The organism is Streptomyces sp. NPDC107559 (assembly GCF_055657365.1).
In genome coordinates, this window is record NZ_JBVKBD010000001.1 from 1400268 (window position 1) to 1412463 (window position 12196).

Sequence of the window (12196 nt, forward strand, 5' to 3'; positions counted from 1 at the left end):
GACAACGTGAAGCTGGACTCGATGTACCAGGAAGTCATCCTGGACCACTACAAGCACCCGCACGGGCGTGGTCTGAGGGATGGCGACGCCGAGGTGCACCACGTGAACCCGACGTGCGGTGACGAGATCACCCTGCGGGTGAAGTACGACGGCACGACGATCAGCGACGTCTCGTACGAGGGGCAGGGCTGCTCGATCAGCCAGGCCTCGGCGTCCGTGCTGAACGACCTCCTCGTCGGCAAGGAGCTGGCCGAGGCGCAGCGGATCCAGGAGACGTTCCTGGAGCTGATGCAGTCCAAGGGCCGTATCGAGCCCGACGACGTGATGGAGGAGGTGCTGGAGGACGCGGTCGCGTTCGCCGGTGTCTCCAAGTACCCGGCCCGGGTCAAGTGCGCCCTCCTGAGCTGGATGGCGTGGAAGGACGCGACGGCCCAGGTACTGGGCGGGGCCGACGCCGAAAGGAAGACGGCATGAGCGAGACCGTTGAGATGAAGCCCGCCTCGGAAGAGGAAGTCCGTGAGGCGCTGTACGACGTCGTAGACCCCGAGCTGGGCATCGACGTCGTCAACCTGGGCCTGATCTACGGCATCCACATCGACGACGCGAACATCGCGACGATCGACATGACGCTGACCTCGGCGGCCTGCCCGCTGACGGACGTGATCGAGGACCAGGCCAAGTCCGCCACGGACGGCCTGGTGAGCGAGCTGCGCATCAACTGGGTGTGGATGCCGCCGTGGGGCCCCGACAAGATCACCGACGACGGTCGCGAGCAGCTCAGGGCGCTGGGCTTCAACGTCTGAGCCGCGCCCGCCGATCTGCGGCGGACCCGCGCTGGTCCCGCACAGTGGCCCCCGGCCTTCCGGCCGGGGGCCACTGGCGTCTCCGCTGTCGTCGCCGCTGTCAGCTCAGGCCGGCCACCAGCCGGAACGTCGCGTCGGCGCGGTAGAGGTCGCTGTTCTGGTACGGGTCCAGCCGTAGCTGGAAGTTCTTGTGGCGCAGGAAACGGCCCGGGTAGTTGACCGCCTCCAGCATCACCGCGCCGGACGCCACGGACGACGTGCGCGGGCAGAAGGTGGCGTCCTTGCGGAAGAGGGACGAGCCGTCGTCGGGCTCGGCGCGCAGGACGAAGTCCCGGTGGCGCAGATAGCCGCCGTCGGCCGTGGCGAAGGAGTAACAGGACGCGTCGGCAAGGCCGTTGACCCGCCTGAAGGCGGCGCCCTGGCGGGGCGAGGGCGAGCCGACCTGATCGAGCTTCACCAGGCTGCCGCTCATCTGCCAGTAGCGGTCGGGGTAGTTGACCGAGCGGACGGCCGTCCAGGGCGTCGACGGCGCGGGCGTGGCGGCCGAACCACCGCTGGAACCGGCGGACTCGGCCGGCTTCGCGGAGGCCGCGGGGCTCGTGCCGTCGGCCGCCGGACCGGTGGGCGTGGATGTCGCGGACGTGGACCCGGCCGTCGTCGACGGGGTGCCCGTCCCGCCGGGCGTCCCGGAGCCGGAGGCGGACGGTGTCGCGAAGGAGATCAGGCCCGGCACCGTCGCCTCGCTCCCCGGCAGGGCGCTCTTCGTCCTGGCTGACGCGTCGTCCGTTTCCTCGTGGGTCACGGTGATCGCGACGACACAGCCGACGATGGTGGATATCGCGAGAGCGCCGGCCAGCCACAGGCGGCGTGTTCCCGGAGCCCGGCTGGTGTCCGGGGCCCAGCCGTTCTCCCAGGGGCGCTGGGAGGGCGGGGACTTGTCTTCTGGCATGCGTGGTTCCTCCGCCGGCGCCCGGGGCGACGGCTTTGACCGTGGTGATGGTGGGGGGTTGAAGCGGTGAAAGAGTAGTGGAGGTACGGGAGTTCGGACACCAGTTTCAGTGAGCGGTTTCCATGGGTTACGGCGACGACGGGTCACCGGGACGGCCGGATCCGGTGGCGCCGGGCCGCCACCGGATCCTCGGGGTCAGGGGGTGATCCGCACGACCTGCGGGTCGTGGTCGCTGGTCTGGTCCGGGAACTCGCTGTTGATGTGCACGATGTCGTAGTCGTGCGCCGTGATCGACGAGCTCACCAGGGTGTGGTCGAGCACCTGCGAGTTGCCGTCGTAGACGTAGGTGTACTGCTGAGCGGCCGGCAGGGTGTCCACCAGGTCGGTCAGCACCCCGCCCTCCAGGTTGGAGACCGCGGTGGAGAACTGGTAGTCGTTCAGGTCGCCGAGCACGACCACGTTCGCGTCCGACTGGGCGGCGAGGACCGAGTCCACGAAGGAGTTCACCACCGAGCCCTGACTGTTCCGCTGGGTCTCGGAGGACCGGGCCGGCGCCTGGTACTGGCTGTGCAGCGAGTAGTCGCCGCCCTTCGACACGAAGTGGTTGGCGATCACGAAGTACTTCTCGCCGGCGAAGGTGAACTCCGCCGCCAGCGGCTTGCGGCTGGCCGACCAGGCGGAGTTGGTGGGCGCGATCCGGCCCGGGTTGTACGTGAGCTGCGCGACCCCGGCGCTCGTCGTCACCGTCTCGGCGGTGGTCGCCGTGGCGCTGCCGCGCGAAGTGAAGCCCACCCGGGCGGAGTTGTAAAGGAACACCTGGCGGATGTTGCCGCCGGTCTCCCCGCCGTCCGTGTCGTTCGCCGGGTTGATCTGGGTGTACGAGTAGGCCGGGCCGCCCGCCGTCCTGATCGCCGAGATCAGGGTGGACAGGGTCGTGGTCGCGGAGACGGTGCCGTCGTCCGTCGCGCCGTTGTTGTCCTGGACCTCCTCCAGGGCCACGATGTCGGGCGACTTGAGGTTGTTCACGATGCCCGAGGCGAGCGCGGTGAACTTCGAGGCGGCGTCGGTCGGGTCGAGGTTCTCCACGTTGTACGTCGCCACCGACAGCTGGCCCGTCGACTGGGCCGTCGTCGTCTCCTTGGCGACACCGCCCGAGGTGAGGGTGCCGAGCGAGGTGGCCTGGAGGGTGTAGCCGCCGTACGCGATGTAGTCGAGGACGCCGGTGGCGCCGGACAGCGTGTCACCCACGGTCGCGGTCGGGAACGCCGACGACAGCAGGGTGCTGATCTGCACCCGGCCGGAGTTCTGGCTGCTGTAGGAGGAGTACAGGGAGCCGCCGCGGGCCGAAGTCACCTGTGCGGGCTTCACGTTGACCCACAGCTCGCTGTACTCGTCGGTCCGGCCGACCACCGGCGCGGAGCCGACGGAGACCCGCATGCCCTCCAGGGACTCGTAGTAGTCCAGGGCGTACGTCGTCGGGGCGAGTGTGAAGGAGTTGATCGAGCCACCGCCGTTGGTGCGCGTGTAGGTCGCCGGGACCGTCGAGTCGCTGATCGTGACGGCCGAAGGGAGCGTGTTCCCCGTCGAGTTGGTGGTCCAGGAGGCGCTGCCCAGCTCGGTGAGCGACTGGCTGCCGGAGGACGAGTCCGGGTAGTACTCCGAGACCTTGCCGGTGACCGTGACGCTGTTGCCGACCGTGGTGCTCGGCGTGGTGGACCCCGTGTAGACGAAGATCGCGTCACTGGTGGCCGCGTTGCCGTCGCCGCTCGCGCTCTGGATCCAGAAGCCGCGCGAGGAGCCGGTGGAGCGGATCGCGGTGACGATGCCGGTCGTGGTGACCGTCGAGCCGTTGTAGGGGGAGATCCGGGTCGAGCCCTGGATCGCGGAGATCGTGTACGTGGCCGCGTGCGCGCTCGCCGGAAGGGCGACGAGCGCCGCCGAACCGAGCAGGCCGGCGGCCAGGGTACGGGTGCCGAGAGCGAGTGTTCTGTTCATGCGCGTCCTTACAACTGTCAGTGGGGTGAACGGAGTTGGTGCGACGGACATGAGCGACTGGTCGTGCAGAGTTCTAGGGGCCCCGCGTTACGCCCCCATGTACGGAACGTGTTCTACGCGTGTCGTCTACGCGCGTCATACGTACGTTGTGGGGCGCCTGTGGAGGGGCTGTCACACGCGCTCGCGCCCAGCGGACGAGGGCGGCCGCGGATCACCGGCGCGGCGATCCGGGTCGGGGGCGGGAAGAGCCTGGCGGGACCGGGTCACCGGCGGCCGGCGCACCCCGTCCGGGGCGTCGTCGCCCGCCACCTGAGATGGCCCCCGCCTGGTTGGCCTCCCGGCCCCCCGGCCGGTTAGGTTTCCCTCATGACCGAAACGACTGCTCCTCGCACCACCGGCGCCGTGGCCGCCGGGCTCGCCACCGTCGCCGCCGACGGCACCGTTCTCGACACCTGGTTCCCCGCGCCCGAGCTGTCCGCCGCACCGGGCCCCGCCGGCACCGAGCGGCTCGACGACGAGCGCACCCGCGAGTTGCTCGGTGAGCACGGCGTCGCCGCCCTCGGCAAGGACGAGGTGCGCGGTGTGGAGATCGTCGCGGTCCGTACGGTCATCTCCTCGCTCGACGACAAGCCGCTCGACACGCACGACGTCTACCTGCGTCTGCACCTGCTCTCGCACCGGCTGGTCAAGCCGAACGAGCAGAACCTGGACGGCATCTTCGGCTTCCTCGCCAACGTCGCCTGGACCTCGATCGGCCCGGTCGCCGTGGACACCCTGGAGACCGTACGTCTGGCCGCCCGCGCGCGCGGCCTGCACCTCGGCGTCTTCGGCGTGGACAAGTTCCCGCGCATGACCGACTACGTGGCCCCGGCCGGCGTCCGGATCGCCGACGCCGACCGCGTCCGCCTCGGTGCCCACCTCGCGGCCGGCACCACCGTGATGCACGAGGGCTTCGTCAACTTCAACGCCGGCACCCTGGGCACCTCCATGGTCGAGGGCCGTATCTCGCAGGGCGTCGTGGTCGGCGACGGCTCGGACATCGGTGGAGGCGCCTCCACCATGGGCACCCTCTCCGGCGGCGGCAAGCAGCGCGTCGCCATCGGCGAGCGCTCCCTGGTCGGCGCCGAGGCCGGTGTCGGCATCGCCCTCGGCGACGACTGCGTGGTCGAGGCGGGCCTGTACCTGACCGCCGGCACCCGCGTCACGCTGCCCGACGGCGAGGTCGTCAAGGCCCGCGAGCTGTCCGGCGCCTCCAACATCCTCTTCCGCCGCAACTCGGTCACCGGCACGGTCGAGGGCCGCCCGAACAACGCGGAATGGGGCGGCCTGAACGAGGTCCTGCACAGCCACAACTGATCAAGGGCGGCCGTGAGCTGCGGCCGCCTGTCCGATCACCGCTCCGACCTGCTGCCGAGCTGTCGGCACCCGTCGACGCCGGTCACCATCGAGCGCCCTTCCACGGCCCCAGGACGGCCCGGGAGGGCGCTCGTGCGTGAGCACCGCAGTGTGTTCCCGCAGGACAGGCGGATGACTTGCCTGGGACAGGCTGTCGGGACGCTTCTTCTTGCCCGTGGTTCCTGTCGGTTTTCGCCGCGATCTTCGTCTCGATCGTGACCAGCTCCAACCTCCAAACGCCCGACGACTTCGAGACCGCGGCGAACGTCGACGCCGGCTACAGCCTGGTCCGAATAGCCCTGGCCGTCCTACTGAGCGCGTTCGCCGTGCAGTTGACCCTTGGGCTGAACAAGCTGCTGGCCACGCCGCAGACGATGGACGTGGCCGACCGGCCCGTCGAGCTGCAGACCGTCGACGAGGGGTGACGTGCCACGGCCGGCCTCGGCGCCGAGGGGGCGGCAAGCTCCGTGACGTCCCTCTGCCCGACCCAGTGACAGAGGCGCTACCAGGGCAGATCAAGCCGTCCCGCCCGTGGAGAACAAGCTCCCGTGGATGCGGGCGAACGGCCGGCCGGTAACCCGGCGCCTCATCTTCACGGCCCCAGCGGTGGGCTGGTGCGCCTGGTGGTCGTCGTCGGTCGTCATCGGCCACTGTTGAGCGACCTCGGACGACCAGAGCAAGCCGGGACGGCCGTACCGTAACGACGGTGCCTGAGCCCTCAGCAGCGGCCTTGGTTGACGCTCACCAACCACGCTCGCGGGCCATGGTGATGAGCGTTTCGGCTTCGGCGGAGCGCTCGGCCAGTTCGCCGGCGGTGCGGATCCGCTCTTCGGTCATGCCGCGCTTCACCAGTTGGGTGGATCCGTGGATCCCGTCTCCGTTGCCGTGGTCGAGCATGGTCAGGAACCATCGCACGACCTGGACCGGGTCCGGCGCCGTTCCCGAGCCACCGCGGTACCAGCAGGCGGCGGCGAACATCGAACCCGAGTGGCCTCGCTCCGCGGCATGCAGGTACCAGCTCAGCGCTTCGGCGTCGTCGTCGATCGCGGCGAGGCGATCCCCGAGTACGGCGGCGGCGTGTGTCAGGCCCCCCTTCGACAGCTTGGCGCAGCAGACGCAGGCCCTCGTCAGACCGGCGGCAGGCACGTTGCTCTCCGCCGAGAGCTGGTGTTCGACTGCGGTGGGCGGAAGGACACGCTTCACTTGAGTCGTGGAACTCGTCGAGGGGCCGATCGACTGGAGCCCGGAGCTGCATGCTGCCGGCACCCAGTCCCGCATGCAGCGCTGCACTTGGGGTTCTCCTTGCGCGCGTAAGGCGCGATGGAGTGTGCGGGTCAAGGACAAGGGCGGTGAGAGCTGGTGGGCTGTCTGCGAAGAGCACCGCGCATCGTCAGCGGTCTTGAACGTCGGCTCCCGGTGACCGTCCGCACAGTCACGACTGATCACCGCACCCGCGCGAGCGCCCTTCCGCCCCCCTCGGGGAGCGGGAGGGCGCTCTCGTCACTCCGGCAGTCCGGCCGCGAAGCGGGCCAGCGCCGCGAAGTCGTCCGCCCGCAGCCCGATCCGCGGGTCGACGTGGTGCAGCAGGGCGGGGCCGGGATGGTGGGCGGTCACGTACGCGTCGTCGGCCTGGCTCTGCTCGTCGTCCACCCAGGCGAAGGGGCGGCCCTCGGCGTACGCCACGATCGCCTCGGTCTTCCAGTGCACCCCGTCGGGCCGCTCCGCGAACAGCCCGGCGCCGAAGTCGACGTACGGCAGTGCGGGCAGTCCGATGACCGGTGCGATCCAGCGGTTCGCCTCGTCCATCCAGGTCGTGGCCCAGCACAGTTCGAACGGCAGGGCGAGCAGCGCCGCGCCGTGCTCCGGGTTCAGCCAGACCCGCAGTGGCCTGCCCGGCCGTACGGCGGCACGGATCGTCGTGTAACCGGCGGGCCGCCGCTGCGCCTGCGCCGCGTACGGATTGAGCGGGCCGTCGACGTCGAGGAAGAGCAGAGGGCGGCTCATCCGGTCACCGTACGACAGCGGGGGCGAGGGGCGCGCGGACGTTTTCGGCGGGCGCGGACCTCGAACCCGTACCCGATGACCGGCCCTGACCGGACTCGTACCACCGGCCCTGACCGGACTCGTACCACCGGGCCGGTCCTGGCCGGACCTCGTACCCCCCCAGGACCCGGCCCTTCGCGGGTCAGTCGGCGACGAGGCGTCCGTACTCCGCCAGCAGGCCGTCGACCGCCGCGCGGCTCGCGGGTCGCAGCGGTGCGCGGACCGGGCCGGCGGGCCGGCCGAGGGCGCCCAGGAGCCCCTTGGCGGTGACGGCGCCCGGCAGGCCCGAGGCCATCATCGACTCGATGAGGGGGACGGCCTGTCGCTGGAGCCGGGCCGCCCCGCCGGTGTCGCCCGCGTCGAACGCGTCCAGTACCGAACGGAGGTGGCGCGGGACGACGTTCGCGACCGTGCTGACGTATCCGGCGGCTCCCACCGCGTACAGGGCGAGGTTGTGTTCGTCGCAGCCCGCGTAGTACGCCAGGTCCGTGCGGGACAGCACCTTCTGGGTGCCGAGGAAGTCGTACGAGCAGTCCTTGACCGCGACGATCCGCGGGTGTTCGGCGAGACGGATCATCGTGTCGGGCTCGATACGGGTGCCGGTGCGGCCGGGGATGTCGTACAGCACGACCGGCAGGCCGACGGCGTCCGCCACCTCCCTGAAGTGTTCCTCGACCGCGTCCTGCGGGGGCCTGCTGTAGTAGGGGGTGACCACCAGCACCGCGTCCGCGCCGGCCTCCTCCGCCGCCCGGGCGAGTTCCACGGTGTGCCGGGTGTCGGAGGTGCCCACACCGGCGAGCAGCGGCACCCGGTCGCCCACCGCCGCCCGGACGGCTCTGATCAGCGCCGACTTCTCGGCGTCCGTCGTGGTCGGCGACTCGCCCGTGGTGCCGGACAGGACGAGCCCGTCGCAGCCCTCCGCCATCAGGTGTCCGGCCAGCCGCTGTGCACCGTCGAGGTCGAGCGCGCCCGCCTCGGTGAACGGCGTGACCATGGCGCAGAGGGCGCGGCCGAAGGGCGGGGCGGAGGAACCGGTGTGCGTCATGGGACCAGTCTCGGCAGGGCGATCGTGTAGATCCACTTAATTCTTCTGCGAGGTATCGGTAAGGATCACTGAGAGATTGAGGGGGCCGAGCGGCGCCGACCTCCTTGTCCCGTCACCTCGCCGTTGCACCCGGGGGCCCGGCGGCGGGCGCGGCCGGCTCGGCCGGGCGAGGCACTGTGTCCCCTTCGGGCCTTCATGGGCCACTATGGCCATGACGGTCACAGAACCCTGTCATGGGAGGCGTCATGAAACTCGGCAAGGCACTCGCCACCGGTGTCGCGCAGGAGCAGCCGCAGATCCGCCCGGACGAACTCGAACTCCCCCGCGAGGCAGTGGACGTGGAAGCCGCCGCCACCGCCCCCGTGCTCGCTTCCGCCACCCCCGTGTCCGCGCCCGCGCCCGAAGAGGTGCCGGCCGCCCGATGAGGCTGCGGCTTCCGGCGGAACGTCCGACGGAGGCGCCGACCGGATTCAAGATCGCCCACCCGGTGCTGTCCCAGGACGGCACCCGGGCCGGGTTCACCGGTGTGTCGCTCGGCGGCGCGCTGCCGTACGCGGTCGTGGCCGACGCGTCCTGCGCCTACGGACTGCGGCACCGGGCGCCGCACCGGCGCTGCGACTGCGGCTTCCACTGCGTGCACGACCGTACGACGGCGGAGGCGCTGCTGTGCACGGCCGAGCACCGGGCGGCCGTGCTGCTGGAGGTCTCCGTGCTGGGCGCCTACATCCGCTTCGAGCGCGGCTTCCGCTACGCCCGCCAGCGGGTGCGTGCGGCGACGGTCGGACCGTGCGTCTGCGGTACGGCCGCGGCCGCGCTCGCCGACGCGGGGTGGGGCAGGCCAGGCTGGTCGGCCCTGGCGCCCGCCTGCGCGGCCTGTGTGCGCGGCCGTACGTCCTTGTCGCTGGCGGCGTTCGCCCGGCTGGCCGGGGACGGACTGCGGGTCGTGGCGGGCGGCGGCGGCCCCTGGGGCGGCTCGGGGTCCGGTGGCCCGGCATCTGCGGCGGGCCACGGCGCCCCGGCCGGTCCCGGTGTGCGCGACGGCGCCGGACCCGCGGTGCGCGCGGACCTCGGTGTGCCCGAACTCGTCGCCGAGGCGGCCCTGTTGCAGGCCCGCCTGGACTGGTTCCAGACCCAGCTGGCCCGGCTGGGCGAGCCAGGGGCCGGCGGAGCGGCACGGGAGTAGGGCGGGGTGGCACGGGTGGCACGGGTGGCACGGGTGGCACGGGTGGCGCAGGGGCGCTGCGGTCCGGTCCGGGGCGACCGGGCCGGATCCCGGGGCGAGCCGTCACGCCGGTCCTGGGTACCCGAGGCGAAGTGGTCCCGGGAAGGGGCCGGAGCGAGGGGACCGGGCCGGGGAGGCCAGTGAGACGGGGGAGGACAGGGAGAGGTGCCTCCATGACTACGCGCAGGACGAGGCGCGGGACGACGCAAGGCCCGGCCGGGACCGGAGCCGGAATCGGAGTCGACGCCTGGGCTGACGGGGTCGCCGTGCCGTGCCGCCGGACACGGCGGGCCGGGGGCCGGTTCGGGCGCTTCCTGCGGGAGGCGGTGGCGAGGGCGGACGTCGGGGGCCGGGCCGGGGCGCGTGCCGCCGACCTCGGGGACCGGGCCGGTGCGCTGACCGTCCAGTTGCGCGGCGGTGCCGTCGAGGCCGGGCAGGGCGTGCGCGGTGCGGTGGCGGGCGCCGGGCGCGGCGCGCGGGACGCGGTCGCGCGCGCGGGGCACAGTCTCCGGGACACGGGGACCCGGGCGGGCCGTTCGGCTGAGCATGTGCTCCCGGTGCCGTCGGGTACCGCGGCGCGGGCCGGACCGCGGCACCCCCTGCCGGTGCTGATCGCCGGCGCGGCGGGGGCCGCGACCGTCACGGCCGCGGTGTCGCGACGACTGCGGGAACGGCGCCGACGACAGCAGGGGGCACGGCAACAGGGCACACAAAAGCAGAGCGCGCAGAGCGCAAGGAAGCAGAGCGCAAGGAAGCAGAGCGCGCGAAAGCGGAGCGCACGGCACGAGTGACTTCAGCGACTTCAGTGGCTTAAGTGATCTCGGTGATCTCGGTGATCTCGGTGATCTCGGTGATCTCGGTGATCTCGGTGATCTCGGTGATCTCGGTGATCTCGGTGACGTCAGTGGGGTCACGGCACCAGCGCTCGCGGCAACGGCACTCGCGCGGCGGGTGACCGCGGGACGCTACTCCACCGAACAATCCACCCTCCTGGACAGAAAAACTGTTCGGTGAGAGCCTGGACGCATGTTGGACGTCACCGTGATCGAGGACTCCGAGGCCGCAGCCGTCTCCCTGGATCCCATCAGAGCCAGGCTGCTCGCCGAACTGGCCGCGGGCCCCGCCTCGGCCACCATGCTGGCCGGCCAGGTCGGGCTGCCCAGGCAGAAGGTGAACTACCACCTCAAGGCCCTGGAGCGGCACGGCCTGGTGGAGCTGGCCGACGAACGCCGCAAGGGCAACGTCACCGAGCGGCTGATGCGCGCGACGGCGGCCTCGTACGTGATCTCGCCGCTCGCGCTCGCCGCCGTGCAGCCGGATCCGGACCGCTTCCGCGACCAGTTCTCCGCGCGCTGGCTGCTGGCCCTCGGCGCCCGGCTGGTCCGCGACGTCGGCTCGCTGATCACCGGCGCCGCGCGGGCGCGCAAACGGCTGGCGACCTACGCGCTGGACGGCGAGGTGCGCTTCGCGTCCGCCGCCGATCGGGCAGCGTTCGTCGAGGAGCTCACGGCGGGGGTCAGCGCCCTGATCCGCAAGTACGACGCTCCGGAGGCCGAGGGTGGCCGTGATCACCGGATCGTGGTGGCCCTCCACCCCACGCTCAAGGACCCGCGGTCCGTCGCCGGGACCGACGCCCGGCCGTCCGCCGCCCCACCGGAACTCGACCAGTAGGAGCCAGGAGCCAGTCATGTCCAAGGAATTCGAGATCGTCCGCGAGTTCGAGGTCGACGCCACGCCGGAGGAGGTGTGGGAAGCCATCACGCATGGCACCGGCGGCTGGCTGTGGCCGATGGAGTTCGACGGCGAGAGCGGCATCGGCCCCTTCGGGTCCACGCTCACGAACTGGGATCCGCCGCACCGCCTCACCTCGCGCACCGAGGACGTCCGCTTCCCGACCCAGAGCCTGAACCAGCTCGACCACACCATCGAGCCGCGTGACGGAGGCCGGCGGGCCTGGGTGCGGTACGTGCACAGCGGGATCTTCACCGACGACTGGGACAACCAGTACGACGGCGCGAGCAAGCACACCGACTTCTATCTGCACACCCTGCGCGAGTACCTGACGCACTTCGCGGGCCGCCCGGTCGCCTTCGCGACGCTCCACGGGCCCGGCGCGTCCACGGCCGCCGACGCGTTCGACGCCGTGGGGCGGGCCCTCGGCCTCGCCGACGACACGGCGCAGGGTGCGCGGGTGACGGTCCGGGGGCCGGCCGGGCGGGAGCTGGACGCCGTGGTCGACTACCGCAACCCGTACTTCCTGGGGCTGCGCACGGACGGCGCCCTGTTCCGTTTCTTCGGGCGCAACCACTGGGGCGCGCCGGTCGGCATCTCCGTCCACGACTTCACGCCGGGTGCCGACCCCAAGGCGGACGAGACCGCCTGGCAGGGCTGGCTCGACGGGGTGTTCGCCCGGTCCTGAGCGGCAGCCCTCGCGGACCACGGCCGGACCGGCCCGGGGCTCGGGACCGGCCCGGGGCTCCGGGTCGCGCCCGGAGCCCGTACGCGGTCGTACGGGTTCCGGGCGCGCCCCCGTGTTTGGTGCGGTGAGCGGATGTCCGCATAGTATCTACGCGCGTCAATGCCCTCCCCGTCCAAGCCGGTTGCCGGGAATTCGGCCAAGTGCGGCCACCGGTGGGCAGATGAACCGGGCGGCATGGGTGGAAATCCGTCTAGGCTGAGTGGTCGAACCGAGACGCGTACGGCCACGGCCGTGATGCGTACGGCCGCCAAGGCGTCCTAGGAGA

General features: G+C 71.6%; 15 protein-coding genes and 1 pseudogene. 10 read left to right on the forward strand and 6 right to left on the reverse strand.

What is annotated here, in order from left to right; all coding sequences use genetic code 11:
* Positions 1 to 6 precede the first annotated feature (6 nt).
* Complete coding sequence (gene sufU / locus ACZ7OY_RS06000) at positions 7 to 474, forward strand: Fe-S cluster assembly sulfur transfer protein SufU (protein ID WP_162469293.1); 468 nt, start codon at positions 7 to 9, stop codon at positions 472 to 474.
* Complete coding sequence (locus ACZ7OY_RS06005; protein WP_351613095.1) at positions 471 to 803, forward strand: metal-sulfur cluster assembly factor; 333 nt, start codon at positions 471 to 473, stop codon at positions 801 to 803. Before sufU ends, ACZ7OY_RS06005 begins: the two co-directional genes overlap by 4 nt.
* A 100-nt stretch (positions 804 to 903) precedes the next feature.
* Here the strand turns inward: ACZ7OY_RS06005 and ACZ7OY_RS06010 are convergent, their stop codons facing one another.
* The gene (locus ACZ7OY_RS06010) at positions 904 to 1752 is read right to left on the reverse strand and encodes an AbfB domain-containing protein (RefSeq protein ID WP_471910217.1); all 849 of its coding nucleotides are present in this window, start codon (positions 1750 to 1752) and stop codon (positions 904 to 906) included.
* A 195-nt stretch (positions 1753 to 1947) separates the two neighbouring features.
* Complete coding sequence (locus ACZ7OY_RS06015; RefSeq protein ID WP_471910218.1) at positions 1948 to 3747, reverse strand: endonuclease/exonuclease/phosphatase family protein; 1800 nt, start codon at positions 3745 to 3747, stop codon at positions 1948 to 1950.
* 366 nt (positions 3748 to 4113) lie between these two features.
* Here ACZ7OY_RS06015 and dapD point away from each other — a divergent pair, with 366 nt between their 5' ends.
* The 3 genes and pseudogenes from dapD to ACZ7OY_RS06030 all read left to right on the forward strand — a co-directional run.
* Entirely contained in the window at positions 4114 to 5103 is a 990-nt protein-coding gene (gene dapD / locus ACZ7OY_RS06020; protein WP_471910219.1) for a 2,3,4,5-tetrahydropyridine-2,6-dicarboxylate N-succinyltransferase, read from the forward strand.
* Positions 5104 to 5357: 254 nt separating this feature from the next.
* Entirely contained in the window at positions 5358 to 5567 is a 210-nt protein-coding gene (locus ACZ7OY_RS06025) for a hypothetical protein (protein WP_471910220.1), read from the forward strand.
* A gap of 29 nt (positions 5568 to 5596) precedes the next feature.
* Positions 5597 to 5754 (forward strand): annotated as a pseudogene (locus ACZ7OY_RS06030) (site-specific integrase); the annotation flags it as partial.
* Positions 5755 to 5883: 129 nt separating this feature from the next.
* Here the strand turns inward: ACZ7OY_RS06030 and ACZ7OY_RS06035 are convergent.
* The 3 genes from ACZ7OY_RS06035 to dapA all read right to left on the reverse strand — a co-directional run bounded on the left by ACZ7OY_RS06035 (position 5884) and on the right by dapA (position 8230).
* The gene (locus ACZ7OY_RS06035) at positions 5884 to 6345 is read right to left on the reverse strand and encodes an SEL1-like repeat protein (protein ID WP_471910221.1); all 462 of its coding nucleotides are present in this window, start codon (positions 6343 to 6345) and stop codon (positions 5884 to 5886) included.
* A 297-nt stretch (positions 6346 to 6642) separates the two neighbouring features.
* Positions 6643 to 7146 carry an HAD domain-containing protein gene (locus ACZ7OY_RS06040; protein WP_471910222.1) on the reverse strand — a complete coding sequence of 168 codons (504 nt, stop codon included), beginning with the start codon at positions 7144 to 7146 and terminating at the stop codon, positions 6643 to 6645.
* 181 nt (positions 7147 to 7327) lie between these two features.
* The gene (dapA, locus tag ACZ7OY_RS06045; RefSeq protein ID WP_471910223.1) at positions 7328 to 8230 is read right to left on the reverse strand and encodes a 4-hydroxy-tetrahydrodipicolinate synthase; all 903 of its coding nucleotides are present in this window, start codon (positions 8228 to 8230) and stop codon (positions 7328 to 7330) included.
* A gap of 245 nt (positions 8231 to 8475) precedes the next feature.
* On the opposite strand from dapA, the gene ACZ7OY_RS06050 reads away from it, so the two are divergent.
* The 3 genes from ACZ7OY_RS06050 to ACZ7OY_RS06060 all read left to right on the forward strand — a co-directional run bounded on the left by ACZ7OY_RS06050 (position 8476) and on the right by ACZ7OY_RS06060 (position 10243).
* Positions 8476 to 8655, forward strand: coding sequence for a hypothetical protein (locus ACZ7OY_RS06050; protein ID WP_471910224.1), 180 nt, complete (start codon positions 8476 to 8478; stop codon positions 8653 to 8655).
* A complete protein-coding gene (locus ACZ7OY_RS06055) occupies positions 8652 to 9413 on the forward strand; it encodes a hypothetical protein (RefSeq protein ID WP_471910225.1) in 762 nt (253 codons plus the stop codon). Before ACZ7OY_RS06050 ends, ACZ7OY_RS06055 begins: the two co-directional genes overlap by 4 nt.
* Before the next feature lie 212 nt (positions 9414 to 9625).
* Positions 9626 to 10243 (forward strand): DUF3618 domain-containing protein, encoded by a 618-nt coding sequence (locus tag ACZ7OY_RS06060; RefSeq protein ID WP_471910226.1) that lies wholly within the window; start codon positions 9626 to 9628, stop codon positions 10241 to 10243.
* A gap of 19 nt (positions 10244 to 10262) precedes the next feature.
* On the opposite strand, the gene ACZ7OY_RS06065 is transcribed toward ACZ7OY_RS06060, so the two are convergent.
* Complete coding sequence (locus ACZ7OY_RS06065) at positions 10263 to 10433, reverse strand: hypothetical protein (RefSeq protein WP_471910227.1); 171 nt, start codon at positions 10431 to 10433, stop codon at positions 10263 to 10265.
* Positions 10434 to 10478: 45 nt separating this feature from the next.
* On the opposite strand from ACZ7OY_RS06065, the gene ACZ7OY_RS06070 reads away from it, so the two are divergent.
* A complete protein-coding gene (locus ACZ7OY_RS06070; protein WP_471910228.1) occupies positions 10479 to 11123 on the forward strand; it encodes an ArsR/SmtB family transcription factor in 645 nt (214 codons plus the stop codon).
* Positions 11124 to 11139: 16 nt separating this feature from the next.
* Positions 11140 to 11871 (forward strand): SRPBCC family protein, encoded by a 732-nt coding sequence (locus ACZ7OY_RS06075; RefSeq protein WP_471910229.1) that lies wholly within the window; start codon positions 11140 to 11142, stop codon positions 11869 to 11871.
* Positions 11872 to 12196: the final 325 nt, after the last annotated feature.